Below are 26,253 nucleotides of genomic sequence, written 5' to 3'. Positions count from 1 at the left end.
ATACGGAACAGCGTGCAAGGTTCGAACACGGAAGAGATAGATGCCCAGACTCTCTCGCCAGACCACCCCGAAGGGTGCGTTGCTCGGTGCATCGGCCGGCGATGCCACGGGAATCGTTCACCTGGGTCTTGGCAACTTCCACCGCGCCCATGCTGCGGCCTATACCGCGCAGGCCCTCGCCTCGGAGCCCGGCGACTGGGGCATCCACGGCTTCGCCAACCGCTCGCACGACGTGGTCACGGCGATGCGGGCCCAGGACGGGCGCTACTCGATCCTCGAGCTCTCCGAGCGGGGACGTAGTGCCGCCGTCGTCGACGTCCACCGCGGCCTCGGCGTGCTCGCGGACGAACCAGAATCCTTCATCTCGGCGGTTGCCGCCCCCACCAATCGCATCCTGACGCTGACCGTGAGCGAAGTCGGCTATTGCCGCTCGCCGCGCAACGGCGGCCTCGACCTCGATCTCGACGACGTCCGTGCAGATCTCGCCGACCCCGCCCATCCCCGCAGCACGATCGGTCTCATCGCCCGTGGCTTGGCCGTTCGCGCCGCCGACGGCACGCCGATGACCGTGCTGTCCTGTGACAACCTGCAGTCCAACGGACACGTCACCCGTGCCGTCCTCACCGAGTTCCTTCACGCGAGCTCCGCGGCGGAAGACGTCTTGGAATTCGTCAGAGACCACGTCACGTTCCCGAACTCCATGGTCGACCGAATCGTGCCATCGACGACCAGCCGAACCGTCGACATCGTCGGTGAAATGCTCGGCGTCGACGACCGCTGCCCGGTGCCGGCCGAGGACTTCACCATGTGGGTGCTCGAAGACGACTTCGCCTCCGGCAGGCCCGCCTGGGACCGCGCCGGAGCGGTCATGAGCGACGAGGTCGAGGCCTACGAACTGGTCAAACTGCGCCTGCTCAACGGATCTCACTCTCTGATCGCGTACCTCGGAATCCTGGACGGTCGGGCCACCATCGCCGACGCCTGGGCGCAGCCGTTCATTCGCGACGGCGTACACGCCTGCATCACTAGCGAGTACCTGCCGACGATCGCGCTGCCGAGGGGCTTCGACGTCGACGCCTATCTCGACTCGCTTTCACACCGATGGGCCAACGCCGCGCTCGATCACCGGACCTCGCAGGTCGGCACCGACGGTTCGGTCAAACTGCTGCAGCGCATCCCGGAGCCCGCCTTGATGGCGCTGCGCGACGGCAGAACTCCGCACTTCCTGGCGTTGACGGTCGCCGGCTGGATCGCCTCAGTGGCCCCGCCTGCGGGTTTCGATCCCGGACCCCATGCCGCCGAGATACGGGAACCCGCTCGGGACCGACTCGCCGAGGTGACCCGCGGGGCGTCCAGTACGCGCGATCATGCAATGGCGGTGCTGCGCAGTGGATTTCTGCCCGACGACCTGGTCGCCCACGACGCGTTCACCGACCGGGTGGCCGATCTCGTCGCCATCATCGCGCGCAGCGGTGTCCGCGCGGCGGCACAGGACGCCGTCAGGACGGTCGACTACAGGGGAGTGTCATGAAAGCGCTTGCAATACACGGTAAAGAGGACATTCGCTGGGAAGACCGCGCCGAGCCGGAGCCGGCCGAGGGACAGGTGCGGCTGCGCGTCGGCTACGTCGGCATCTGTGGCTCGGATCTGCACTACTACTTTCACGGAGCCAACGGTGAAAACGTCGTTCGCGAGCCGTTCACACCCGGGCACGAGTTGTCGGCGGTCGTGGACTTCGATCCGTCCGGCCGATATCCGGCAGGCTCGCCGGTGACCGTGCACCCGGCGCGCTACGGAGCCCCGGTGGCGGGCCTGCGCGAGCGCCCCCACCTGTGCCCCGGGGGTGACTACCTGGGCAGCGCGGCTACCTTCCCGCACCGCCAGGGCGGTGCCGCCGAACTGCTGGTCGTCGAGAATCACATGGTCCGTGCACTTCCCGCCGGACTGCCGCTGAAGCGCGCCGCTTTGGCCGAGCCGCTCGCCGTGGCCATGCATGCGGTCAATCTGGCCCCCGACCTGTCCGACCGACGTGTTCTGGTCATCGGCGCAGGCCCGATCGGCCTGCTGGTCGTTGCGGCCGCCGCAGACGCCGGGGCGACCGACATCGGCGTGAGTGACCTGCGACCCGAGCCGCTGGAGCGCGCAGTCGCGTTGGGCGCCAACGAAACTTCTCTGGTCGGCCGGGACGTCATCGACGACGAGTCCTACGACGTCGTCTTCGAATGTTCAGGTGTCGGCGTCTCGGTCACCCAGGCCGTGCGAGCCGCGCGTCGAGCCGGCACCGTCGTGCAGGTCGGCATGCTGCCGAACGCCGAGATCGGCATCAACCTGGCACCGATGCTGGCCAAGGAAGTGAGCCTGATCGGCGCGTTCCGGTTCTCCACGGAGATCGACGACGCGATAGCGCTGCTGGCCGCCTCCGATCGCCTCGACACGGTCATCTCCCACGTGATCCCGGCGGCCGACGCCGAGGACGCCTTCGCCGTGGCCCGCGACGCGTCAGCGTCGGCCAAGGTCATGCTCCAACTCTGAAATCCCGTCCACCGCAACCGCTGTACTCACCCAGAGGAAAGACGATGACCACAGCCCAAACCCCAGAACCCCGGGCCGCCGAGCATCCGCCGGTCGCCCAACGCAGCACGGCCGACCTGGTGCGGGCCGCCGTATCCGGGTGGCTGGGCACGGCACTGGAGTTCATGGACTTCCAGCTGTACTCGTTGGCCGCCGCGCTGGTGTTCAGCCAGCTGTTCTTCTCCGGCGAGAGTGCCGGGATGGCGGTCGTGCTGTCGATGGCCACCTATGGGGTCGGCTACATCGCCCGCCCCCTCGGTGCCCTCTTCTTCGGACGGCTCGGTGACCGCATCGGTCGACGCAAGGTGCTGTTCTACACCATCGCCTTGATGGGCGCGGCCACGACCTTGATCGGAGTCCTGCCGACCTACCAGCAGGTGGGTGTGCTGGCGCCCATTCTGCTCGTGACCTTGCGACTGCTACAGGGATTCGGCGCCGGTGCCGAGATCAGCGGTGCGGGAGTGATGCTCGCCGAGTACGCACCCGTCAAGCGGCGCGGTTTCGTCGCCTCCCTGGTCGGCCTCGGCACCAACTGCGGCACGCTGTTCGCATCGGCGATCTGGGCCATCCTGCTGGGAGTGATGGTCGAGAGCGACGTCATCGCCTGGGGATGGCGCATCCCGTTCATCGCCAGCGCAGTGGTGATGGTGTTCGCGGTGTGGGTGCGGTTGAACCTCAAGGAAAGCCCGGTCTTCGAGGAGCGCGAGGACGTCGTCGACGGGCGCGCACTGTCCCGTGAAGAGATTCTGGCGCAGGCCGGGCATCAGGCCGAGACCCGAACGGTGGAAGCGCTGCAGCGCAAGCCGATCAAGGCCATCGCGGTGGCGTTCTTCCTTCGGTTCGGGCAGGCTGGCAACTCGGGTTTGATCCAGACGTACCTGATCTCGTTCATGACCCTGACGCTCGTTCTGCAGAAGAGTCTCAGCGCCAACGTCGTCATCGTGTCCTCACTGGTCGGATTCCTCACGATTCCGCTGATCGGCTGGCTCGGAGACAAATTCGGCAGGCGCCGGATGTACATCATCGTCATGTTGGCGGCACTGGTCGTCGTCGTTCCCGCCATGACGGCGATCGACTCCAAGAACCTGCTGTGGGTGTTCGTCGGCTACGTCGTGTTGCACAACGTCGCGGTGCTCAGCCCGGCCTCTCTCGAGAACGTCTCGATCCCCGAGATCTTCGGCGCCCGCAATCGGTACACGCTCACCGCCGTCGTCCGCGAGATCGCCGCGGTGGTCGCCACCGGGATCGGTCCCGTGCTCGTCACCGCCTGGGTGGCCGCCACGACGGGCAGCCCCATCCCGATCATGGTGATGCTGGTTCTGTACTCGTTGTCGGCACTGATTGTCGCCGTATGGGCGAAGGACTGGACCGGGCGCGATCTCACCGACCCACTACCTGCCATGTGATGGATCGAAAAGACAACCGTCACAACGAAAGAGAACCATGACCATCGAGACCATCGACGTCAACGTCTGCAGTCCGGGCCGCAACTTCGTCACCCTCAAGATCGTCACCAGCGACGGCGTGGTCGGCTGGGGCGACGCCACGCTCAACGGGCGCGAACTGTCCGTCGCTGCCTACCTGTCAGAACACCTGGCGTCCACGCTGATCGGTCGAGACGAAGACCGCATCGAAGACACCTGGCAGTACCTCTACCGGGGCGCCTACTGGCGGCGCGGGCCGGTGACGATGGCCGCCATCGCCGCCGTCGACATGGCGCTGTGGGACATCAAGGCGAAGAAGGCCGGGATGCCGCTCTACCAATTGCTCGGTGGCGCCAGCCGCAACCACATTCGGGCCTATTGCCACGCTTCCGGGAGCGACTACCCCGCGCTCAAGGACGCCATCAGCGGCTACCTCGACGCCGGGTACACCGCCGTGCGGGTGCAGAGCGGTGTGCCCGGACTCGGGCAGATCTATGGGGTGTCCACAAACAAACCCGGCGGCAGATACGACTACGAGCCGGCCCACCGCGCCGCTGACGGAAGCGCGGCGACCGCGCCGATCGAGGAGGTCTGGGACACCCGCGCCTACCTGTCCCACATGCCAGGGGTATTCGGTCGAATTCGCGAGGACTTCGGGAGGGGAGTCCGGATACTGCACGACGGGCACCACCGAATGACGCCCATCGAAGCCGCGCGATTCGCCAAAGACGTTGAGCCCTACGATCTCTTCTGGTTGGAGGACTGCACGCCAGGAGAGGATCAGGCGGCGTTGCGCCTGGTGCGCCAGCATTCGACGACACCGCTGGCCATCGGCGAAGTGTTCAACTCGGTGTACGACTACCAGACACTCATCACCGAGCGGCTCATCGACTACGTGCGATCAGCGGTCACCCACACCGGCGGTATCACCGCCATGAAGAAGCTGCTGGACTTCGCGGGCATCTACGGCATCAAGTCCGGTATTCACGGGCCGACGGACGTGTCCCCGATCGGCATGGCGGCCGCACTGCACCTCGACTTGGCGATCCACAACTTCGGGATCCAGGAGTACATGCCGCACAGCGACACCACGCTCGACGTGTTCCACACGTCGTTTACCTTCGACCGCGGCTTCCTGCACCCGGGGGATTCGCCCGGCCTCGGCGTCGAGCTCGACGAACAGGCAGCCTCGGCATTCGAGTACACCGCCGCGTACCTGCCGGTGAACCGGCTGCAGGACGGGACCGTCCATGACTGGTGACACGCTCACGCCTCCGCAGGCGCCGACCCGGCTCGCAATCCCCGGCCGCACCGCGGCCGGCAAGTTGATCGTGGTGGTGCGCGCACCGAATGCGACCTACTACGACCAGGTTCTCGACGTGTTGGTGGAGGCCGGAATCCGCAGTGTCGAACTCACTTTGACCACACCAGGCACCCTTGATCGGCTACCAGAACTGCTCGCCCGGTTCGGGGATGTGGCCGACATCGGCGTCGGCACCGTGACCGACAGCGCGCAGTTGGCCGCCGCCGTCCGAGCTGGGGCGCACTACTTGGTCACCCCGATCAGCGACCCGGATCTCGTCGATGCGGCCACTCGTGCAGGGGTGCCCATCGTGCCGGGTGGCTTGACTCCGACCGAACTCTTCGGTGCATGGCGCGCCGGTGCGGCCGCGGTGAAGATCTTCCCGGCCAACCAGGTCGGCCCCGGCTACCTTCAGGATCTGCGCGGACCCTTCCCCGGCATCGCCGCGATTCCCTCCGGCGGCGTGGACCTCCCGGGCGCTGCGGCATGGCTGAAAGCCGGTGCGGCAGCGGTCAGTGTGGGAGGACCACTGCTCGGCGACGCGCTGCGCGGCGGTGACATGAATGCGCTTCGCGCCAGGACGGCCGAGTTCGTGGCAGCCTGCGGGCAGCCGACGTGAGCGCACGAATCGCCACCATCGGCGAGACCATGGCGCTGATGCGAACTCGGGACATCGGCTCGCTGCGGCACGTCTCGGAGATGGTCCTTGGCGTCGGTGGTGCGGAAAGCAACGTGGCAATCGGATTGCGCCGCTTGGGTATCGACGTCGCATGGCTCGGGCGTGTCGGTGACGACCCCCTTGGGGAGCGTGTCACTCGCGAAATCCGGGCCGAGGGGGTGGACGTCCGTGGGGTCATCGACACGCAGGCTCCGACCGGGTTGATGCTCAAGGAGCGACCATCGCCCAGCTCGACGGCCGTCTTCTACTACCGGACCGGTGCGGCCGGATCGCGACTGCAGCCAGACGACGTCCCTCCGGGCTGGATCGAGGACGTCGAAGTCGTTCATGTCACCGGTATCACCGCGCTGTTGTCCGACAGCGCGCGCGACTGCGTTCTGGCCGCCATCAGCCGCGCGCAGGCCGCCGGTGTGCGGGTGAGCTTCGACGTGAACTACCGCTCGACTCTGGCGCCGCCCGACGTCGCCGGCCCGCTATTGCGAAAGATCGCCGAGGCCGCCGATCTCGTCTTCGGAGGCGCTGAGGAATTGCGCCTGTTGTTCCCTGAGGGCGATGCCGTCGACGCCGCCGAGCGTCTGCTGCGCTCTGGCTGCAGCGAAGTCGTTCTGAAGAAGGGGGCTTCCGGGGCGACCGCGTACTCATCCAACGGCGTTGTCGACAGTCCCGGCTTCGCCGTCGATGTGGTCGACACGGTCGGCGCCGGGGACGCATTCGTTGCGGGATACCTCAGCGGACTGTTGCACGAGCTCGACGTTCCTGGACGGCTGCACCGCGGGAACGCCTGCGGCGCCATGCTGTGTATGACGCCGGGCGACTGGGAGTCGAGTCCGACGTTGAGCGACGTGGAGCGGTTCTGCCAACCTGGAACCGATCCGGTCCTGCGCTAGTCGTTCCGACCCCGCCGGCGTGCCCATGGCAATGACGTCACCCTGCAGCTGCAGGCGATCGGCCGGGAAGACATGGGATGCGGGTTCTGAAGTGGCTACCGCTGATGAAGGCTATGAGGTCTCGTCTTTGGCGGGGGAGTCGCCGTTCTTGGCCAGGTGGTCCAGGATTCGTTGGTTGAGGGCGGCGAGCATGTCCAGTTCAGCTGGGGTCATCAGGTCGACGAAGTTCCTGCGGACATCGTCCACGTGCCCGGGCGCCGCCTTCTCGATTGCGGCGAGACCAGCCGGCAGCAGACAGACCATGGTGCTACGGGCGTCACCAGGATTGGGCTCGCGGCTAATCAACCCGTCCTTCTGCATGCCCCGCACCTGGTGGGAGAGACGGCTCTTCTCCCAGCCCAGTGCGTTGCACAGGTCGCGGGCGGACATGCGGTCACCGTCGAGAGCCGAGAGCACCGCCAGGACCTCGTAGTCGGCCCCGGACAGGCCCGATTCCTGCAGGCGTCGGGCCAGGTGGAACTCGAGTCGATAGTGCGCATCGACGAAGGTTCGCCAGGCATGGGCTTCACGCGCGTTCAGCCAATTCGGTTCCATCAGCCTCCACGCTTCTTGGTTTGTTGACGGCTCTACCGGTTTGGTTGACAACTCTACCAAATCTCCTATGGTGGAGGAGTCAACCTTTTCATCTGAGAGTCTAGATGGGATGTGCCATGAGCAGCATCAGCATCATCGGCACCGGCAACATGGCCAGCACCCTGGCCGGCCGGCCAGTCGCCGGCGGCAACGCAGTCGAGATCATCGGCCGCGACCTGACCAAGGCCAAGGAAGTGGCCGCCGCGCTCGGCGGCGCCACCGTCGGAACGGCCGGTAGCGCCCCGGCCGGGAACACCGTCATCCTCGCCGTGCCGTACGCCAGCGCGGCGGCGGTGATTGGTCAGTACGGGAATGCCTTGCAAGGCAAGGTCATCGTCGACATCACCAACCCCATCACCCCCGATTTCACCGGCTTCCTCACCCCGCAGGGCACTTCCGGCGCAGAGGAGATCGCCAAAGCCGCCGGTGCCGGCGTGAAGGTCGTCAAGGCGTTCAACACCCTGCCCTCCGACATTCTGGCGGCCCGCCCAGCCCAGGGGCGCCCAATGGACGTGTTCATCGCCGGCGACGACGCGCAGGCCAAGGCACGTGTGTCGGAGTTCGTCGAGAGCCTGGGACTGCGCCCGCTGGACACCGGACAGCTGTCGATGGCGCGGGCCCTGGAGAACGCCACCCTGCTGCATCTGGGCCTCGTCGCCCACTCCGTCAAGCACACCAACTTCTTCCTCGGCGTCAACATTCTCAGCTGATCGCGCAACCACCAATCATCAACACCCACAACAATTAGGAGAGCACCATGCGCGTTTTAGTCACCGGCGGGACCGGCCATGCCGGTTCGCACATCATCCCCGAGCTCATCGCCGCCGGGCACGACGTCACCGGTCTGGCCCGGTCGGACGCATCCGCAGAGGCCCTGTCCGCGCTCGGCGCGACGGTGCGTCGCGGCAGCCTCGAGGACCTCGACGGGCTCAAGCAGGCGGCCGCGGACTCCGATGGCGTCATCCACGTCGCGCACCGGCAAGACCTGCTTCCGACTGGCGGGATGGACGCCGTGGCCGCCGCGGAGCTGCCGATCATGCTTGCCTACGGCGAGGCCCTGGAAGGGACCGGAAAGCCGCTGGTCGCCGCAGGCAGCATCGGCTCGCCTGGCAGCCTGGGCCGACCAGCCACCGAGGAGGATCCGGCGCTCCCCGGCAGCGAGGAGGACAAGGGCACGCTGCGGGCTCGCAACGTCGTGGAACGGGCTGTAGTTGGCCTCGCCGAGCGGGGAGTGCGGTCTTCGATCGTGCGGCTTCCGCTCGTCGCGCACGGCACGACCGATAACGCTGGCTTCCTCCCCGGGCTGATCGCGCTCGCGAAGGAGAAGGGCTTCGCCGGCTACCCCGGAGACGGCATGAATTCGTGGAACGCCGTCCACATCCGCGATGTCGCCACCGTGTTCCGCCTGGCGTTGGAGAAGGGTCCGGCTGGTAGATATTGGCACGCGGTTCAGGATGGGGGCGTCCCGTTCCGCGAGATCGCCGAGGCCATTGGCAGCCGTCTGGGCCTGCCCGCGGTGAGCGTTCCCGTGGATGCACTGATGCTGCCGGGATACTTCGGCATGTTCACGAATCTGGTCACGATGGACCTCCCAGCGTCCAGCCTCATTACCCGCGAGGCGCTGGGCTGGGAACCCGCTGAGCCCGGCCTGTTCGCCGATTTGGACAACGGACACTACTTCTCCGCCAGCTGACGGCCTAGGCGCACCAACCGAATTCCCCATACTACGAGGAGTAACCATGACCACGTTCGCCCCGCACCGCGACACCTTGGAGTCCTTCGTCGACTGCATCCACGGCGGCGTCGACAACGACGTCCTCACCGGTTTGCTCGCCGAGGACGTGCGGCTATACGGCCCGTTCGGCGATGACCCAGTCGTCGGCCGCGACGCCGCCGTGCAGACCATCAAGAAAGTCAACAAACTGTCCTCCGACGACACCTATCTGGAGGTCCTCAGCGGCGAGACCCACCACGCCGCACACTTCCGGCTGCAAGTCGGAGACGCCGCGGTCAACGGAATCTTCTTCGTCCTGCTCGACGCGGGCGGCAAGATCGCCGAGGTGAGCATCTTCTACCGCACGCTGCCTGCCGGCATTGCGCTGCAGCGCAACCTCGCGGAGGCAATCGGCATGCCGCCCTGGGAATTACGCACGAACGAGCGGTGACGACCACGACCGAGCCCTGCGCCCCGCGGGCGGGCACGCGGTCCCGGTGGGTTCACGACAGACCTCCCGACTGCGCGCCAAGGTGTGAGCCGGGCGTGCCCGAAGACTCGCCGACGCACGGTGATCACACGGGCTCGCCCAGTTCCGCCCCATCCACCTCTACGGTCCGAAATTGGTTGACAAGCAAGCCAATTCGCATATGGTGGAGTAGTCAACCTTTTATTCACGAGAGAAGTTGGGACATCACATGAGTAGCAGCATCAGCATCATCGGCACCGGCAACATGGCCCGCGCCATCGGCACGCTGGCAGTCGCGGGCGGCAACACCGTCGAGATCGTCGGCCGCGATCAGTCCAAGGCGGCTGACCTGGCCGCGGCTCTCGGCGGGGCCACCACGGGAGAGTTCGGCGCCGTCCCGGCCGGCGAAATCGTGATCGTGGCGCTGAAATACGCCGACGTCGTTCCGGTCGTCACCCAGTACGGAGACGCCCTGGCGGACAAGGTGATCATCGACATCAGCAACCCCTTCAACGCCGCGGCCGACGGGCTCGCCACCCCCGAGGACACCTCGAGCGCAGAGCAAGTCGCCGCGGCGGCCCCTGCCAGCGCCAGCGTGGTGAAGGCCTTCAACACCGTCTTCGGTCACGTGCTGAAGAAGGGCCGGACGTTGGACGTGTTCTTCGCCGGCGACGACGAGCGCGCCAAAGCGGGCGTGTCGGAGTTCATCGCCAGCCTCGAGCTGCGCCCACTGGACGTGGGCGGCCTGAACATGGCGCACTGGCTGGAGGGAACGGGCCTGGTCCTGATGGGTCTCGCCCGTCTTGGGGTGGATAACTTCGACGTCGCACTCAGCGCCACCGAATTCTCTGGCTGAGCCGGATCAGCAAGCCACATCGAAAAGGATGAAAGATGAAAGTAGAAATCGAAAATAGTGTTAGCGCCATCAGCAAGAGGAAGATTGCCGGCGACGGAGGGGCGAAGGGCCGGAGTACCGTCCAGGCCGGCGAGATAGTCAAGCTTCGACCGCACGAAGCGGAGCCCGTCGACAGTGTCTGACTATGGCCATCCGCTGCAATTCGGGACGTTCATCTCCCCCACCAACTCTCCTGCACACCGTCCGGTCGAGGTGGCTCAGCACAGCGAGCGACTCGGTTTCGACTTGGTCACCTTCCAGGATCACCCCTACCTGTCCAACTTTCTCGACACTTGGACCCTGCTCAGCTGGGTAGCCGCGCAAACCGAACGCATCGGTGTATCCGGCAACGTCCTCAACCTGCCCTTGCGCCAACCACCCGCCGTGCTCGCCCGCGCAGCTACCAGCCTTGACCTGCTCTCCAATGGCCGAATGATTCTCGGTATCGGAGCCGGGACTTACTGGGACTCCATCGAAGCGATCGGCGGACGCAGATTGACGCCACGGCAAGCGGTCGAGGCGCTCAGCGAGGCCATCGACGTGATCCGCGCCATCTGGGACGCCGACGATCCCGTCGCTCTTCCTGTGGAAGGCGAGTACTACAAGATCGGCGACGCCGAGCGCGGACCCGCACCCGCACACCAGATCCCAATCGTGCTCGGCGCCTACAAGCCACAGATGCTGGATCTGGTCGGCCGCAAAGCCGACGGCTGGCTACCATCTCTGCCGGTCATGCAACCCGGCGGCCTCAAACAAGGAAACGCCATCATCGACGACGCCGCGCAGGCGGCCGGCCGAGATCCCCACGAGATCACCCGTCTACTCAACATCTTCCCGGACCAGACGCCGGAGGCACTGACGAGAATGGCACTGGAGGACGGCGTCAGCACCTTCATCTTGGTCAGCGACGAACTCGAGGTGCTCGAACGCTTTGCCGCCGAACTGATCCCGGCCGTACGCGAGCAGGTAACCCGCGAACGCACATGACCATGTGGCAGATACCGGATCCTCCGAGTCGAGGTCGCGGCCGTGATCGGCTGCCGTCCGCGGCGACCACGACGACGTCCGCCGCCGAGGCGTCTCCGACCACCACGCCCGAAGGCGCTGCCCTCGCGGCCGACTGCGGTCCAAAGGCGGCTCAGCCTCGAGTTTGGGCCCTCGCGGACGATGGTGGTCATCATGTTTGACACATTTCATGAAAGCGATTGCGGTACAAGGTCTGACGCCGCAAGAGATATGCTCACGATCGACGAGACGGACGCTGTCAGCACGCATCGGACGCGACGTCCGAGCCGAGTGCTACATTTGTTGACACATCAATGAACGTGACTCTAGGTTAGTGATGCATCAACTATCTGACGACTCGTCACGCGGCAGTGATTTCGCCCACGGAGGAGGACGTTCTCCAGATGCCTTGTGAGGCTATCGAACCCGGCCAGGCCACGCGTCACGGTCGACGGCGGAGCCGATGGGCTAGCCCAGGGCTAGCCCGATTCGGCGATCCGGTCGGTAATGGCCTCGGCGGCGCGACCGAGCCCGACAAGTTCGTCCTTCGTCAATGGCTCCACCACCAGTTCGCGCACCTTCGCGACGTGCAAGGGGGCTGCGGCGACGACCCTCCTCATCCCCGCCTTAGTCAGCACGACCACGCTCACCCTGGCGTCATCGGCACAGACCTGCTTCACCACCAACCCGCTGCTGGCGAGGCGGCGGACCACGTGCGACAACCGCGACAACGACGAGTTCGCCCTGGAGGCGAGTTCCGACATTCGTAGCGTCCCGTCGTCGGCTTCCGAGAGATTCGCCAGCACGAGGTACTCGAAGACGGTCAGTCCGGTAGTGCGCTGCAGATCGCTTTCCAGAGTCGCCGGAAGCTCCATCATCATCGAAAGGATCTGACGCCACGCACGCTGCTGATCGTCGTCAAGCCACACCGTTTCGGTCTGACGACGCCTACGCGCGGGCCGCGTCACCACGACCACCTGATGGTTTCCGATCGTCCAACCCTCATCCGGACCTCCTCCACCCGAAGGATAGTTCGAGTGTCAAGCGTCAATGTCACTTCACGACCGGCGACGGCTCCGTCTTGGCATCGGCGACGCCGTCCGATCGTCGTCGAGTCGTCACAGTGTGAATCACAGCGTGAGTGAGCCCAAAGGCATTTATTGACGCGTCATGTTAATGATCTTAGAATAATTGATGCATCAACTAAACGGATGACCACGCGGATACGAGGTTCGTAGGTTCGACCGGTCGGTCATCGGTCCCATCCACACATACGCCTTCGAGGAGCTCACGTGAACGTCGCGGTATGGATCGCGTCCGGATTACTTGCCGCCGCATATCTTTTTGCAGGTGGCACCAAATTGGTGACGCCCAAGGAGCGCCTAGCGGAGAACCCCTCCATGGCTGGCGCCGCCGAGGCGTTCTCCGCGACGTCGATCAAGCTCATCGGCGGCGTCGAGGTCGCCGGTGCCGTCGGTCTGATCCTCCCGTGGCTCACCGGCATTGCGCCGATCCTAACGCCCGCAGCCGCCGTGGGCCTGGCGCTGCTGCAGGTGGGCGCTGCGGTGTTCCACGGTCGACGCGCGGAGTACAAGCAGTGGCCCGTGAACGCCGTGTTCCTGGCGCTGGCGGTCTTCATCGCGATCGCTCGGGCCGTGGAGGTCGTGCGATGACCAACGGTCTGCAGTACGCCATCGTGGGTACCGGCAGCATCGGTACGGTTCTGGCGCAACGATTCTCCGACCACCACGTTCCGGCACTGTTCGCCAACACGCGAGGTCCGGAGACGATCGACCTCACCGAACTGTCCGCCTCGATCAGGCCGGTCACCCTCGACACGGCCCTGGAGGCGGACGTGATCATCCTGGCCATTCCGTTCCTGAAGGTCCGTGAGTTGGGCAAGTCCCGTTCGGACTGGTTGGGCAAGATCGTCGTCGACACGACGAACGCGTTCCTGGTGCCCAACTCCGAGCAAATCCTCGGCGGCCGCTTGTCGACCGAGTTCAACGCCGAGGCCTTCCCGGGCGCCGCGGTGGTCAAGTCATTCAACCAAACCGCTGCCAGGCAGTTCGCCGAGAAGCGCCCGCCCGAGTTCGGCAGACGTGTGGTCTTCGTGTCCAGCAACGACCCCGCGGCGAGCGCAGTAGTAGCAGGGCTGTGCACTGATCTCGGCTTGGCCCCAATACAACTCGGACGTATCGACGAGGGCGGCGTACTGATCCAAGCGCGCAACGCCCTGGTCTTGCGCGAACTCTACGAACTGCCGTCGGAGGTCGAAGAGAACATTCAAGTGACCTCGTCCGTTGGGCGGGAACTCACCCCCGGCACGTGGACGATCGACCCCGTCCACTCGTCCATCACGTTCTCGGTTCGCCACCTCGCGGTCGGCAAGGTACGGGGGCGGTTCGGCGACTTCACCGGTGCGATCACGGTGCCCGAGAACGGAACTCCGAGCATTTCGGCCACCATAGCAGTCGGGTCGGTGAATACCGGCAACCCCGACCGCGACGAGCACCTCCGGGCACCCAGCATTTTCGGCGCCGACGAGTTCCCCACCGCGACCCTCGCCTCGGTCGACATGCACGGCACCGGGAAGGGCGACTGGGTGCTCGTGGTTGATTTCACCCTGCGCGGAATCACGAAACGCCTACCACTGGCGTTCTCGTTTCTCGGGGTGAGTGCCGGCATGGGTCACGGTGAGGTGGCCGGGTTCGAAGGCGTGATCAAACTGAAGCGTAGTGATTTCGGCGTTCTGGACGACACTCCCGTACTCGCTGGAGGCGGGCTGATGGTCGGGGACACCGTCGACGTCACCGTGTGCTTGGAGGCGGTCAAGGCGCCCACCGCACCGACGGAATGAGGTGGCGAAGCCAACCGGCGGCGGAGTGTGAGAGATCGCCACCCGCCGATGTTGCGGTCGATGGGCATGACGCAGAAGTTGTCATTCGGGCCGCGCAGCCTCCCGACCTTCCGGGTGCTCCACGCCATGCGCCGAGTCCGCGGGACGGCGTGGGATCCGTTCGGCTACAACGCGATCCGCCGTCGCGAGCGGGAGTTGATCACCGATTGCGTTGGCTGAGCTACTCGCCGCCTTCGCCGCGACGCCGGCGTCGCAAACGCCCTGAGCCGGGACGGTACGCCCGGTGCCGCGATGAAGTGTCGTGTCTTTCTCCGCCGGTTCCGACACGCGGCTTGCCCCGGCTCGCTAGTCCCCGAGTCTCAGCCGACGTTGACGCCAAGGGAGAAGTTGAGGTTCCCCACGCCATGGTTGGCTAGGCCTACTGACAGCAGGCCCGCGCCCTCCAGCCAGTGCGCCATGCTCAGCTCGCCGGTTTCCTGCGGGCGCAGTCCGAGGCTTTCGATGAACGCCGACACACTCGCCTTGGCCTGCGCGTCGTCGCCAGCGATGAATACATCCAGCGGACCGCCAGCAGCAAGGACGTCGCGGAACAGGGTGTTGAACGCCTTCACGACATAGGCGCTCGTCGGGGCGGCCGCGGCGACCATTTGCGCGATGGAGGTGTCGTGAGGGACGGCAAGTCCGGTGGCGCTGGGGTTGAAGGGGTTGGTGATGTCGACGATGATCTTGTTGGCCAGGGCGTTCCCGTACTCGTTGACGACCGGAACGGCGCTGTCGAACAGCACCGCGAGGATCACGATGTCACCGGCTGGGGCGTCGCCCCATGTTCCGGCCGTGGCGCCGTTGCCGAGAGCGCTCGCCAGGGCCGCGGCCTTGGCCTGATCGCGACCGATGATTTCGACGGTGTTGCCGCCCTTGACGGCCAGGGCGCCGATTGCGCTGGCCATGTTTCCCGAGCCGATGATGCTGACGCTGGTCATGATGTGCTCTCTTCTGCGGTCTCGATCTTCCGCTTTGTCTCGATCGTCCCCGGTGGCCCGTGGACTGGGTGGGTGACGTTTGGGGTTGGTGGCCGAACTTGGTCCGAAATGTCCGCCCTGGAGGTGGCGCACTTGCCCGTTCGGGAGCGGGCTTCGCCGTTACTTCGTGTGCGCGAGCAGTTCCCAGGGCTGCATGCCGAGTCCATCCGCAAGGCGTCCTTGCATCTGGACGCCTGACGGCAGCGGGCGCCAAAATATGGTCACTTCGGCGATCTTGCCGTCCGCGTCGAGCCGGATGTAGTCCATTCCATCGACCGCGGTGTCTTCGATCTGCAGCCGAAAGTACGCGGCGTGGTGCGTCTCTCCGCTGAGCACTTCCTTGTAGGTGAGGTCGGCCCACCCGCCGACCTCCCGGATGGCTGCCAGGACTGCCTCGCGGCCAGTGGTTGGCTCATCGCCGAGCGGGCTGTACATCACCACGTCCTCGGCGAAAATCCCGGAAAGGGCTTCTTTGTCGGCGCCGCCGTGCATGCGGTCGACGAAGGCCTCCACGGTGTCGCGGTGCGGGGCGAAATTGGTCATGATTACTCCTTGAGTCGTTTGTTGCTCGTGGTTGGTGAGACCTGAACGGTGCCAGCCCGCTTCGAGTCGGTGTGCCGTGTCATAGCGGTGCGAGATGAACTCTCCGATCGAGAACCGATGCGATCAGTTCCCGTAAGCGCCACGGTGAGCGACGTCTTCGTCGGCCTACGTGCAGTCGTCGCTTGCTAGATCACCGTGGTGCCGCCGTCGACCACCAGTTCCATGCCGTTGACGTAGCTCGAGTCGTCGGAGGCGAGGAACAACGCGGTCGACGCGATCTCCTCGGGGCGGCCCATCTCTCGGCGCGGGATCACGGACTCGAACTGCGCCTTCGCGGCCTCGTCCATCACTTCGGCCAACATCGGCGAGGCGACCTGGCCGGGGGTCAGCACGTTCACCCGGATCTTCCTGTCCCGCAACTCGGACACCCACACCCGGGCGTAGGCGGGCAGCACGGCCTTGCTTCCCGCGTACACACTCCAGTTGGGGTAACCCCGCAGCGAGGCGTTCGACCCGGTCATGAAGATCGAGCCGCCGTCATTGAACAGCGGTATCGCCTTCTGGACCGTGAACAGCGTGCCGCGCGCGTTCAGCCCGAAGGCGGCATCGAAGTCCTCCTCGGTGATCTCGCCGAGCTTGGCTTGCGCGCCCGTCCCGGCGCTGGCCCACAACACGTCGATCGCACCCTTTTCCCGTTTGACCGTGTCGAACAAACGGTCCAGATCGTCGAGGTCGGCCGAATCACCTTGCACGCCAGTGACGTTGCGCCCGATCAGTTCGACGGCCTGGTCCAGCTCGTCCTTCCGTCGGCCCGTGATGAAGACGTGAGCTCCTTCGTCAACGAACAACTTCGCACCGGCCAGCGCCATGCCGCTCGTCGCGCCGGTGATCACCGCGACCTTGCCGTCTAGCTTTCCCATGATGACTCCATTCGTTCGATGTGCCGATATTATGTACACCGGTCTGTGTACTTAACGTATCGAAGGGCCGGGGGAAATGCAAGCTATGTACACCGATCCGTACCCGACTGGGCTACGCTGGGTGTATGACGGAGCTGGAGAAGGGGCCGCGAGGGCTGCGCCGCGGCAGGGGCGCACGGGAGCGCATTCTCGGCGCTTCACGACAACTGTTCCGCGATCAAGGCATCAACAGCACCGGCCTGGACCAGCTCTGCGCGGTGGCCCAGGTGTCCAAGCGCACGTTTTACCAGCACTTCACCAGCAAGGATGAGCTGATCGCCGAGCACCTACGCCGATTCGATCCCGACATCCTGCCGGAGGTGTTCGACCGCACCGACCTCACACCCCGCGAACGGCTCCTCGCCGCCTTCGACGTTCACGCGCCCCTGTGCCCGTTCATCGCGGCGGCCGTCGAAATCCACGATCCGGGCCACCCGGCACGCGTGCACGCCCGCGACTACAAGAAGGCCTTTGCCGCGCGGCTCACCGACACCGCGCGCGAGGCCGGCGCCGCCAACCCCGAACAGCTCGGCGAACAACTGGCCCTGCTCTTGGATGGCGCTTCCGCCCGCAACCGAGTGCTCGACACCGAAACCTTCGCCACCGCCGCCGCCATCGCAGTCGTCCTCATCGACAACGCCATCCCCACGGCAGCGGTACCGCCCGGTGCACCGTAACGGGGGTGATTGCGCTGCCGTTCGTTGGCTGGTGGGGTGCCGTTGCCGCGCCAAGAAGCTCCCTGCCATTACTTGACACGTGTGTAATAGCGGTGGACGCTGGCGGCATGACCAAGATCGATTCGTCGCGCACGTATCCGCCGTTGCCGCATTCACTCCGCCGGATGCCACTGCTCGGCGACGTCTTCGCCTTCGACATGGACATGCCCACGCAATCGGCGATCGCTCTTGCCGTGGAACTCGGGCCGATCTACGAGTTCAACGTGCTCGGCTCGCGCTACGTCGTGGCCGCAGGTGGTGACGTCGTGATGGACGTCAACGACGAGACCCGGTTCTGCAAGCACATCGGACCCGACATCGAGGCGCTCCGCGTCCTCGGCGGTGACGGCCTCTTCACCGCCTACAACGACGAGCCGAATTGGCGTGCCGCACACGATCTCTTGATGCCGGCATTCAGCCAGGCAGCGATGCGGCGCTACCACGCCACGATGCTCGACGTCGCGGCAGAGCTGACCACGCGGTGGGATTACCGCGCCGGGAGGGTGACGGTGGACATGTCGGCCGACACCACCAACGTCACCCTGGAGACCATCGGACGCTGCGCCGCGGGGTACTCGTTCGGGGTGTTCGACACCGACGTCGCACACCCCTTCGTCGAGCACATGGTGGCCGGGCTCAAGGGTGCCGATCGCGTCGGCGCGCTACGGGGGAGTTACCTGCCGAAGTTCCTGGCCAGGCTGGCCGGGCGTCGCCGACGACATCATCACCACCCGGCGGGCCGACCGCGTCGCAGGACGCTCGGAGAACTCGGGTGACCTGCTCGACCTCATGCTGGACTCCGACCTCGACGTTGCGAACATCCGCTATCAGCTGATCAACTTCCTCGTCGCCGGCCACGAAACGACTTCTGGCGCATTGTCCTTCGCGCTGTACTACCTGTCCCGCGAGCCCGAGGCGTTCGCCCGTGCGCGCGCCGAGATCGACCAGGTCTTGGGCGACGCGCAGCGTCCCGAGTTCGAACAGATCGCCAAGCTGCGGTACGTCCGACGGGTGCTCGACGAGTCGCTGCGCCTACAACCCACGGTGCCGGGGTACTACCGGGCCGCACGCGAGGACACGGTGCTTGCCGGGATTCATCCGATGCGCAAGGGCGACTGGGTGCTGGCGCTGACGTCGACGCTGCACCGCGACCCGCGGTGGGGTCCCGATCCTGACGCGTTCGACCCCGACCGCTTCGAGTCCGACCGGGTGCGGGCCCGTCCCGGCGGTCTGTACCGGCCGTTCGGCACCGGTGAAAGATCCTGTATTGGAAGACAGTTCGCGCTGCACGAGGCCGTTCTGATTCTCGGCGCCGTGATCAGGCGCTACGATCTAATTGCCGATCCTGACTACCAGCTTGCGATCGCGGAACGCCTCACCATGATGCCAAGTGGGTTCCGGCTCGGTCTGCGTCGATGCTGATCATCCGAGAGTCTTTTGATAGCGACGCATCCCGGCGATCCAGCGCTCGTAGTCGCCGCCCTTGTGCCGGTACATGTCGAGCACCGCCGGATGCGGCAGCACCAGGAACCGGTCCTCGCGGACGGCCTCGACGGTCATCTCGGCCACCCGGTCCGGGCTGACCACCTCACCGGCGTTGACGACGGCAGCCGCCCCGACCCGTATCGCGGGGTCGGCTGAGGCGGAGATGTTCTTCAGCAGCGGGGTGTCGACGCCCATGGGGCAGACACACGTCACGCCGATACCGTTGTCGCCGTAGGTGATCGACAGCCACTCCGCGAATCCGACGGCGGCGTGCTTGGTCACCGCGTAGCCGGCAGCGCCGATCTGGGTGAGCAGTCCGGCTGCCGAGGCGACGGTGACGAAGTGCCCGCGGCCGCGGTCGAGCCATTCGGGGACCAGCGCCTTGGCCGCCCGGACGTGCCCGCGAACGTTGACGTCGAAGATGCGGTCCCACTCGCGCTCGTCGTCACCCAGCCCGGGTGGGCCGATGATGCCCGCGTTGGCCACGTAGACGTCGACGGGTCCGAATTCGTCTCGCGCCGAGGCGATCAGGGCTGCAACACCGTCGGTCGAGCTGGCGTCCGCTCGCACCCCCAGCGCCGCGGCGCCGGTGGACAGGATCTGACCGGCGGTCTGTTGAACACCTGCGTCGTCGATGTCGCCGGCCACCACGGAGGCGCCCGCCGCGGCCAACGCGACGGCCAGCGCTCGCCCGATGCCCGACCCGGCGCCGGTGACGACGGCGACGGTGCCCTCGATCTGCATGAGGCCATTCTTACCGTGCCAGGCCAGTTAGCCGAACTGAACCCCCTGGGCGAGCGGCAGCTCGGAGGAGTAGTTGACGGTGTTGGTGGCCCGGCGCATGTAGGCCTTCCACGAGTCGGATCCCGACTCGCGGCCGCCACCGGTCTGCTTCTCGCCGCCGAACGCTCCGCCGATCTCGGCACCCGATGTGCCGATGTTGACGTTGGCGATGCCGCAGTCCGACCCGTCGGCCGCCATGAAGCGCTCTGCTTCGCGCATGTCGGTGGTGAAGATCGCGGACGAAAGCCCCTGCGGTACAGCGTTGTTCAGTGCGATCGCTTCGTCGATGTCGTCGTAGGTGAGCACGTAGAGGATGGGCGCGAAGGTCTCGTCGTGCACCACCGCGGTCTGCGACGGCATCCGCACCACCGCGGGCGCGACGTAGTACGAACCCTCGCCAAGGTCGCGACGCTCACCGCCGGTCACCTCGCCGCCGTCGGCCTTGGCCCGTTCAAGGGCGCCGACCATGTCGCGGTAGGAGCGCTCGTGGATGAGCGGCCCGACCAGCGTGGCGTCCGAGGACGGGTCGCCCACGGGCAGGCTGCGGTACGCCGTCGTGATCCGCTCGACGAGGGTGTCGACCACCGACCGGTGCGCGATCACCCGGCGCATGGTGGTGCATCGCTGCCCGGCCGTACCCGCTGCCGAGAACACGATGCCGCGCACCGCGAGGTCGAGGTCGGCCGACGGGGTGACGATGGCCGCGTTGTTGCCGCCAAGCTCGAGCAGGGCCTTGCCGAACCGCTGTGCGACCCGCGGGCCGACCTGCTGGCCCATCCGCACCGAGCCGGTCGCGGATACCAGCGCGACGCGGGGATCGTCGACCAGCTGCTCGCCGATCTCGCGGCCGCCCTGGAGGAGCCGGGCGAGTGACTTGGGGGCACCGACATCGGACGCGGCGCGTTCGATGAGCGCCTGGCACGCGACCGCCGTCAACGGCGTCAACTCGGAGGGCTTCCACACCACGGTGTCACCGCAGACCAGCGCGATGGCGGTGTTCCACGCCCACACCGCGACCGGGAAGTTGAACGCGGTGATGACGCCGACCACGCCAAGGGGATGCCACGTCTCCATCAGCCGGTGACCGGGACGCTCGGAGGCGATGGTCTTGCCGTACAGCTGACGCGACAGGCCGACGGCGAACTGGCAGATGTCGATCATCTCCTGCACCTCGCCGAGGGCCTCGGAGGTGATCTTGCCCGCCTCGACGCTGACGAGCGTCGCCAGATCGGCCTTGTGCTCGACGAGCAGCTCACCGAGCCGGGCCACCAGCGCGCCGCGCACCGGCGCAGGTGTGATCCGCCACGTGGCGAAGGCGGCTGCCGCGTCGGCGATCGCCGCGTCGGTCTGCTCGGTGGTGGTCTCAGCGACGCTGAACAGCACGTCACCGGTGATCGGGGTGCTCGCGGGCACGCCGAGTACGCCGGGCTCACCGAGCTCGGTATGCGTGCCGATGGCCTGCAGCGCGGTGCGCACCCGCATCCGCAGGTCGTCCGCGGAGGGCAGTGCGGTCGTCGGAGTTTGCATGGTGGTCATGATGATGCCGCTTTCTGGTAGAGGTCGTAAGGGTCGTGGACGTGGTGGCCGATGGAGCCCGCCATCCAGTCGAGGCTGTAGTCGGAATCGTCGGGCGCGGTGACGGCAGCGCCGTCGGTGTCCAGATTGGACCGGAAGATGCCTGCCGCCGATGCGGGCAGGAAGTCTTCGTAGACAACGGGTTTCGATGGATCTCCGCCGTGGTAGTAGGCCAGGCCCCGAGCGGCCATGCCGGCATCGGTGTCGGGGAAGTACTGGCTCCAGGTGGCCGCCGGATCCGGGGCACTGATCGCCGCGTCGTACTGTTCCCGCCCCTTGGGCGTCAGCGCGACGCCGCGGGCTTCGACCTCACCGAACCGAACCCGCAGGCTGCCCTTCGTGACGGTGCCCTCGGAGTCGCGGAACCAGCGTGGCTCTCCCAGCGCCCGAAACGACGTCTGGCGCAACAGCACGTCGGGCCCGTCCCACCGAGGTGGCCCCTCGATCTTGCCGGTCATGACGGTGCCCTTGGCGACCATGCGCCGGTACAGCTCGTCGATGTCGATGACCCGCGGCGTGAGGTGGTTGATGTGGGTCGACCCCACGCCGGCGATGTCGGCCGCGACCGCGGACACCTGCGACAACTCGGTGTACCACCCGGTGTCGATCGGCTCGCGGGACAGTTCGAACGCGGCCGTCGCACGTGCGATGAAGTCGTCCGCTTCGGTAGCGGCAACACCACCTGCCGCCGCGATACGGCGCGCGTCGGCGATGAGGGCGGGATCGAAGAGCTGTCGGTCGCCGACGAACCGTTCCACTCGGGAGCGCAGGTCGTCGGGGAAGAACCGGGGGTCGGCGGTGGCCAGCATCGAAGTGAAGACCCGGAACGGGTTGTGGGCCAACTCGTCCGCGTCGATCGGCCGGAACGCCGTCGACACCACAGGGACCGGTGAGGCGGCCTCACGTAGGTCGTAGTAGCCCACCGGGTACATGCCGAATGCGGCGAACAGATCGGCCACCTCCGCGAGTTCGCGAACGCTGCCCACGCGAATGGCGCCGTGACGTTCGGCGGTGACCCGGTTCAGCGAGCCAAGTCGCTCGTCGCCTGTGTGGTCTCGGTTGATGGCCGTGGCGACGTCCACCAGCGTGGTGTAGGCGGGAACTTCGGCGCCGTACATCCGCGATAGCGCGGCGGCGAATCCGGCCCGCAGGCGCCAGGTTTCCGTGAAGTTCGCAGATGCACTCATTCGGCGCCCCGAAGCGGTAAGTCGCTGCGATAGTCTCCGGCCATGACCGAAGCCGGCGAAGAGCTCGACGACATCGATCGGACCCTGGCGCGTGAGCTGGTCGCCGACGGGCGGGCCACGCTGGCCCATCTTGCGGTCAGCGCAGGCCTGTCGGTGTCGGCGGTGCAGTCGCGGGTGCGCAGGCTCGAGTCCCGCGGCGTGGTGACCGGGTACCGCGCGAGGATCGACCCCGAGGCCGTCGGGAACATGCTTTCGGCGTTCGTCGCCATCACCCCTATCGATCCGTCTCAACCCGATGATGCACCCCACCGGCTCGAACACATCGAGGCCATCGAGTCGTGTCACTCGGTGGCTGGCGAGGAAAGCTACGTGCTCCTGGTGCGCGTCCGGTCGGCGCGCGCGCTCGAAGACCTGCTGCAACAGATCCGCACGGCGGCGAACGTGCGCACCCGAAGCACCATAATCTTACAGACTTTTTACGAAGGACGCGATTCCATACCGTAGATAATCCTGCCGGGGCTGGCAGAGGCCGTAAAAAATACGTTAAGATGGCAGCATGACCGCTGTCCTCTCGCCGCGTACCCGCGCTGAACTGGCCATCGCCCCCGACAACGTCCGCGAGGTGCTGGGTCGCAGCATCCTGGCCGACGGCCTCGACTTCGTTCTCGACGTCGAACGGTCGGCAGGCTCCTACCTCGTCGACGCCCGCACCGGCGAGCGCTACCTGGACATGTTCACGTTCTTCGCGTCGTCTGCGCTGGGCATGAACCATCCGGCGCTCGCAGGCGACGAGGCGTTCCGCGCCGAGCTCGCCGCCGCCGCGGTCAACAAGCCGAGCAACTCCGACGTCTACAGCGTGCCGATGGTCCGTTTCGTCGACACCTTCGCGCGAGTCCTCGGCGACCCGGCGCTGCCGCACCTGTTCTTCGTCGACGGTGGCGCCCTCGCCGTCGAGAACGCACTCAAGGTTGCGTTCGACTGGAAGAGCCGACTCAACGAGTCCCGCGGGGTCGATGCGGAGCTCGGCACGAAGGTGCTGCACCTGCGCGGCGCCTTCCACGGCCGCAGCGGCTACACGCTGTCGTTGACCAACACCGACCCGAACAAGGTGGCACGGTTCCCCAAGTTCGACTGGCCGCGCATCGACGCGCCAGTGTTCCAGGCTGGCCTAACCGATGAAGCCATGGACGCGCTGGAGGCCGAGTCGCTGCGCCAGGCGCGGGCCGCCTTCGAGGCGTACCCGAACGACATCGCCTGCTTCCTCGCCGAGCCCATCCAGGGTGAGGGCGGCGACCGGCACTTCCGGCCGCAGTTCTTCGCCGCGATGCGCGAGCTGTGCGACGAGTTCGACGCGCTGCTGATCTTCGACGAGGTGCAGACCGGCTGCGGCATGACCGGAACCGCCTGGGCCTACCAGCAATTGGGTGTCAAGCCCGACGTGGTCGCCTTCGGCAAGAAGACCCAGGTGTGCGGCGTGATGGCCGGTGGCCGCGTCGACGAGGTGCACGACAACGTCTTCGCCGTCAGTTCCCGGATCAACTCCACGTGGGGCGGCAACCTCACCGACATGGTGCGGTCCCGGCGGATTCTCGAGACCATCGAGGCCGACGGCCTGCTGGCCAATGCGGCGAAGGCCGGCCGCCACCTGCAAGACCGGCTCGACGAGCTGGCCGCCGAGTTCCCTGCAGTGGTGCTCGACCCCCGAGGCCGTGGACTCATGTGCGCGTTCAGCATGCCGACAGCCGCGTTGCGCGACGATCTGGTCTCCCGGCTGTGGGACCGGAAGGTGATCATGTTGGCCAGCGGACCGGACAGCGTGCGCTTCCGGCCCGCGCTCACCGTGTCACGCGACGAGATCGACGCCGCCGTCGACGCCGTGCGCGCCGTGCTGACCGAGATGCCTATCTGACGCCGTCCGGCGTGACCAGTCGGCGGATCGTCGACCCCAACCGGGCGAGTTCCGTGCCTCCGACGAGGATGCAGCCGTGCAACTCGGCGAGTTTGCGTGCGGCAGGCGTGAATTCGTGATTCGTCACGACCATCGTCTGGGTGCAGTCCTGCATCGGCGCGCCGGCCACCACCTCCTGCACGGCGCCAGCGCCAACCGGGCGGGACTGCCGTTTGCATTGAATGGCAAGCCGATCCGGTCGGCGCCCGACGATGAGGTCAACGCCCCAGTCGCCGGTCAGCGGGGTCATGATGACTGGGACACCGGATTTTCTGGCGATCCTCGCGACGTGATCCTCGAAGTCGGTGCCCGACATCTCCGACAGCGCGGCCGCGGGGTCCTCGTCGGGAGCGGGTGTGGCCGCGCCGCGCAGAACGCCCACGAGGAAGGCAGGCGCCGCCGACGCCAGCACGCCGATCGCGATGCTCCACGGTAGGCCAAGGCCGCTCAGGTACGCCGTGAGTCCCGCGGCGACACCGAGGATTCCGTAGAGCTTCCACACGGTGCGAACCCTAAGCGGCCGCACCGACAGGCGTGGTCACTGCGCGGCGAGCCCGACCCCGCCGAACGTACGGTTGTTCGCGGGGCCTCTCGGGCGATGCGTACAACATGCGTACGTTCGGCAGGGATTGAATTGGTGTCATGAGGGCAGTCTGGCCCGGGTGACGATTGCCTGGTGCAGCAGTGCCCACCGCAGATCGTCGTCGCGACAGAGGTCATTGCCTCGGGACAGCTCACCCGTCGCGACTTGAACCGTCGGTACACCAAGCTCTACCGCAATGTGTACGTCCGCAACGGAGCCGAGTTGACGGCACTCGACTGGGCCTACGCCGGGTGGCTGTGGTCGGGGCGGACGGCGACGCTGGTCGGGCACTCGGCGGCGGCGCTGCTGGGCAGTCGCTGGATACCGACTGATGCCCCCGTTGAAATCGCCCACTCACGCAGGGCGGCGCCCCGAGGCATCATTGTGCGAAGCGACGAGCTTCGGGTCAACGACGTTCGCACGATCGGCGGCATCACCTGCACCACTGCCGCCCGAACGGCCTACGACCTGGGCCGCAGGTTGCCGTTGGAGACGGCGGTGATTCGCATGGATGCCCTACTCAATGCGACCGCGACGACGCCGGAGTCCGTCGAGGAAATTGCCCAATGCCATCGCGGCGCACGGGGCATACGGCGGTTGTTGATGGCGCTGGACCTGGTCGACGCGGGTGCTGAATCTCCGCAGGAGACGCGGCTGCGACTGCTGCTCGTGCAGTCTGGGCTCCCGCGGCCGGTGACGCAGATCCCGGTGACCGCCGAGAAGGGGCGAGTGGTCAGGCGAATCGACATGGGCTGGCCGGAATGGATGGTGGGCGTCGAGTACGACGGCGAGCAGCACTTCACGAACCCCGACGACTACGCCAAGGACATCGAGCGCCTGGAGTTCCTCGCCTCGAAGAGGTGGACGATCGTGCGAGTGAGCGCCACGCAGTTGCGTCACCAGCGTGCCGAGGTAGTTCAGCGCGCGCGCCTGGCACTAGTGCAGCGCGGATTTCCGGACTAGAGCCTCACCGAACGTACGGTTGTTCGCGGGGTCACTCGGGTTTTGAGTACAA

Annotated in this window: 27 protein-coding genes and 1 pseudogene; 19 read left to right on the top strand and 9 right to left on the bottom strand. The window is 66.3% G+C overall.

Annotated elements, in window-relative coordinates:
- The first annotated feature begins 40 nt into the window (after window positions 1–40).
- From HNP02_RS28775 to HNP02_RS28750, 6 genes are read left to right on the top strand one after another with little or no spacing between them, the layout of a single operon-like run.
- On the top strand, window positions 41–1,531 hold the full coding sequence (locus HNP02_RS28775; RefSeq protein WP_184444047.1) for a mannitol dehydrogenase family protein: 1,491 nt from the start codon (window positions 41–43) through the stop codon (window positions 1,529–1,531).
- On the top strand, window positions 1,528–2,532 hold the full coding sequence (locus tag HNP02_RS28770; RefSeq protein WP_184444046.1) for an L-idonate 5-dehydrogenase: 1,005 nt from the start codon (window positions 1,528–1,530) through the stop codon (window positions 2,530–2,532). Before HNP02_RS28775 ends, HNP02_RS28770 begins: the two co-directional genes overlap by 4 nt.
- A gap of 44 nt (window positions 2,533–2,576) precedes the next feature.
- Window positions 2,577–3,977 carry an MFS transporter gene (locus HNP02_RS28765; protein ID WP_184444045.1) on the top strand — a complete coding sequence of 467 codons (1,401 nt, stop codon included), beginning with the start codon at window positions 2,577–2,579 and terminating at the stop codon, window positions 3,975–3,977.
- Between the two features lie 37 nt (window positions 3,978–4,014).
- Window positions 4,015–5,256 carry a D-mannonate dehydratase ManD gene (gene manD / locus HNP02_RS28760; protein ID WP_184444044.1) on the top strand — a complete coding sequence of 414 codons (1,242 nt, stop codon included), beginning with the start codon at window positions 4,015–4,017 and terminating at the stop codon, window positions 5,254–5,256.
- A complete protein-coding gene (locus tag HNP02_RS28755) occupies window positions 5,246–5,917 on the top strand; it encodes a bifunctional 4-hydroxy-2-oxoglutarate aldolase/2-dehydro-3-deoxy-phosphogluconate aldolase (protein WP_184444043.1) in 672 nt (223 codons plus the stop codon). Before manD ends, HNP02_RS28755 begins: the two co-directional genes overlap by 11 nt.
- Window positions 5,914–6,864 (top strand): sugar kinase, encoded by a 951-nt coding sequence (locus HNP02_RS28750; protein WP_221318156.1) that lies wholly within the window; start codon window positions 5,914–5,916, stop codon window positions 6,862–6,864. The genes HNP02_RS28755 and HNP02_RS28750 overlap by 4 nt, the downstream gene beginning before the upstream one ends.
- A gap of 111 nt (window positions 6,865–6,975) precedes the next feature.
- Here the strand turns inward: HNP02_RS28750 and HNP02_RS28745 are convergent, their stop codons facing one another.
- Window positions 6,976–7,458, bottom strand: a complete 483-nt coding sequence (locus HNP02_RS28745) for a MarR family winged helix-turn-helix transcriptional regulator (RefSeq protein ID WP_184444042.1) — start codon at window positions 7,456–7,458, stop codon at window positions 6,976–6,978.
- A 116-nt stretch (window positions 7,459–7,574) separates the two neighbouring features.
- On the opposite strand from HNP02_RS28745, the gene HNP02_RS28740 reads away from it, so the two are divergent.
- From HNP02_RS28740 to HNP02_RS28720, 5 genes are all read left to right on the top strand, one after another.
- Complete coding sequence (locus HNP02_RS28740; RefSeq protein ID WP_184444041.1) at window positions 7,575–8,207, top strand: NADPH-dependent F420 reductase; 633 nt, start codon at window positions 7,575–7,577, stop codon at window positions 8,205–8,207.
- Window positions 8,208–8,254: 47 nt separating this feature from the next.
- Entirely contained in the window at window positions 8,255–9,190 is a 936-nt protein-coding gene (locus HNP02_RS28735) for an SDR family oxidoreductase (RefSeq protein WP_184444040.1), read from the top strand.
- A gap of 46 nt (window positions 9,191–9,236) precedes the next feature.
- Window positions 9,237–9,662, top strand: a complete 426-nt coding sequence (locus tag HNP02_RS28730; RefSeq protein ID WP_184444039.1) for a hypothetical protein — start codon at window positions 9,237–9,239, stop codon at window positions 9,660–9,662.
- 247 nt (window positions 9,663–9,909) lie between these two features.
- Window positions 9,910–10,536, top strand: coding sequence for an NADPH-dependent F420 reductase (locus tag HNP02_RS28725; RefSeq protein ID WP_184444038.1), 627 nt, complete (start codon window positions 9,910–9,912; stop codon window positions 10,534–10,536).
- 174 nt (window positions 10,537–10,710) lie between these two features.
- Window positions 10,711–11,562 (top strand): LLM class flavin-dependent oxidoreductase, encoded by an 852-nt coding sequence (locus HNP02_RS28720; RefSeq protein WP_184444037.1) that lies wholly within the window; start codon window positions 10,711–10,713, stop codon window positions 11,560–11,562.
- Window positions 11,563–12,059: 497 nt separating this feature from the next.
- Here HNP02_RS28720 and HNP02_RS28715 read toward each other — a convergent pair whose 3' ends face one another.
- Window positions 12,060–12,548 (bottom strand): MarR family transcriptional regulator, encoded by a 489-nt coding sequence (locus HNP02_RS28715; RefSeq protein WP_309241729.1) that lies wholly within the window; start codon window positions 12,546–12,548, stop codon window positions 12,060–12,062.
- Window positions 12,549–12,872: 324 nt separating this feature from the next.
- Between HNP02_RS28715 and HNP02_RS28710 the strand changes: the two genes are divergently transcribed.
- The 3 genes from HNP02_RS28710 to HNP02_RS28695 are packed head-to-tail and all read left to right on the top strand — an operon-like array spanning window position 12,873 to window position 14,659.
- Window positions 12,873–13,253 (top strand): DoxX family protein, encoded by a 381-nt coding sequence (locus HNP02_RS28710; RefSeq protein ID WP_184444036.1) that lies wholly within the window; start codon window positions 12,873–12,875, stop codon window positions 13,251–13,253.
- A complete protein-coding gene (locus HNP02_RS43830; RefSeq protein ID WP_221318155.1) occupies window positions 13,250–14,440 on the top strand; it encodes a YceI family protein in 1,191 nt (396 codons plus the stop codon). Before HNP02_RS28710 ends, HNP02_RS43830 begins: the two co-directional genes overlap by 4 nt.
- A 48-nt stretch (window positions 14,441–14,488) precedes the next feature.
- The gene (locus HNP02_RS28695; protein WP_309241737.1) at window positions 14,489–14,659 is read left to right on the top strand and encodes a DUF6537 domain-containing protein; all 171 of its coding nucleotides are present in this window, start codon (window positions 14,489–14,491) and stop codon (window positions 14,657–14,659) included.
- Window positions 14,660–14,799: 140 nt separating this feature from the next.
- Here HNP02_RS28695 and HNP02_RS28690 read toward each other — a convergent pair whose 3' ends face one another.
- The 3 genes from HNP02_RS28690 to HNP02_RS28680 all read right to left on the bottom strand — a co-directional run bounded on the left by HNP02_RS28690 (window position 14,800) and on the right by HNP02_RS28680 (window position 16,922).
- On the bottom strand, window positions 14,800–15,420 hold the full coding sequence (locus HNP02_RS28690) for an NADPH-dependent F420 reductase (protein WP_184444034.1): 621 nt from the start codon (window positions 15,418–15,420) through the stop codon (window positions 14,800–14,802).
- Window positions 15,421–15,579: 159 nt separating this feature from the next.
- Window positions 15,580–16,002: a nuclear transport factor 2 family protein gene (locus HNP02_RS28685; RefSeq protein ID WP_184444033.1), complete on the bottom strand. Its 423-nt coding sequence runs from the start codon at window positions 16,000–16,002 to the stop codon at window positions 15,580–15,582.
- A gap of 185 nt (window positions 16,003–16,187) precedes the next feature.
- A complete protein-coding gene (locus HNP02_RS28680) occupies window positions 16,188–16,922 on the bottom strand; it encodes an SDR family NAD(P)-dependent oxidoreductase (RefSeq protein WP_184444032.1) in 735 nt (244 codons plus the stop codon).
- Window positions 16,923–17,047: 125 nt separating this feature from the next.
- On the opposite strand from HNP02_RS28680, the gene HNP02_RS28675 reads away from it, so the two are divergent.
- Window positions 17,048–17,638 (top strand): TetR/AcrR family transcriptional regulator, encoded by a 591-nt coding sequence (locus tag HNP02_RS28675; protein WP_184444031.1) that lies wholly within the window; start codon window positions 17,048–17,050, stop codon window positions 17,636–17,638.
- Between the two features lie 107 nt (window positions 17,639–17,745).
- Window positions 17,746–19,099 (top strand): annotated as a pseudogene (locus HNP02_RS28670) (cytochrome P450).
- Here the strand turns inward: HNP02_RS28670 and HNP02_RS28665 are convergent.
- From HNP02_RS28665 to HNP02_RS28655, 3 genes are read right to left on the bottom strand one after another with little or no spacing between them, the layout of a single operon-like run.
- Complete coding sequence (locus HNP02_RS28665) at window positions 19,100–19,906, bottom strand: SDR family oxidoreductase (protein ID WP_184444030.1); 807 nt, start codon at window positions 19,904–19,906, stop codon at window positions 19,100–19,102. It lies immediately after the preceding pseudogene.
- A gap of 27 nt (window positions 19,907–19,933) precedes the next feature.
- Complete coding sequence (locus HNP02_RS28660; RefSeq protein WP_221318154.1) at window positions 19,934–21,481, bottom strand: aldehyde dehydrogenase family protein; 1,548 nt, start codon at window positions 21,479–21,481, stop codon at window positions 19,934–19,936.
- Entirely contained in the window at window positions 21,478–22,707 is a 1,230-nt protein-coding gene (locus HNP02_RS28655) for a VOC family protein (protein WP_184444029.1), read from the bottom strand. Before HNP02_RS28655 ends, HNP02_RS28660 begins: the two co-directional genes overlap by 4 nt.
- Before the next feature lie 42 nt (window positions 22,708–22,749).
- Between HNP02_RS28655 and HNP02_RS28650 the strand changes: the two genes are divergently transcribed.
- Together HNP02_RS28650 and lat are read left to right on the top strand one after the other, a co-directional pair.
- Entirely contained in the window at window positions 22,750–23,211 is a 462-nt protein-coding gene (locus HNP02_RS28650) for an Lrp/AsnC family transcriptional regulator (RefSeq protein WP_184444028.1), read from the top strand.
- Window positions 23,212–23,263: 52 nt separating this feature from the next.
- Window positions 23,264–24,616: an L-lysine 6-transaminase gene (gene lat, locus HNP02_RS28645; RefSeq protein ID WP_184444027.1), complete on the top strand. Its 1,353-nt coding sequence runs from the start codon at window positions 23,264–23,266 to the stop codon at window positions 24,614–24,616.
- Here the strand turns inward: lat and HNP02_RS28640 are convergent.
- Window positions 24,609–25,157 carry a restriction endonuclease gene (locus HNP02_RS28640; RefSeq protein WP_309241728.1) on the bottom strand — a complete coding sequence of 183 codons (549 nt, stop codon included), beginning with the start codon at window positions 25,155–25,157 and terminating at the stop codon, window positions 24,609–24,611. The genes lat and HNP02_RS28640 overlap by 8 nt on opposite strands.
- A 174-nt stretch (window positions 25,158–25,331) precedes the next feature.
- Between HNP02_RS28640 and HNP02_RS28635 the strand changes: the two genes are divergently transcribed.
- Window positions 25,332–26,201 carry a hypothetical protein gene (locus HNP02_RS28635; RefSeq protein WP_309241727.1) on the top strand — a complete coding sequence of 290 codons (870 nt, stop codon included), beginning with the start codon at window positions 25,332–25,334 and terminating at the stop codon, window positions 26,199–26,201.
- The last annotated feature ends 52 nt before the right edge of the window (window positions 26,202–26,253 follow it).

The organism is Mycobacterium sp. AZCC_0083 (genome assembly GCF_014202335.1).
Taxonomy (GTDB): domain Bacteria; phylum Actinomycetota; class Actinomycetes; order Mycobacteriales; family Mycobacteriaceae; genus Mycobacterium.
The sequence above is the reverse complement of the archived record's forward strand: the minus strand, read 5'-3'. Positions and strand labels throughout refer to the sequence as shown.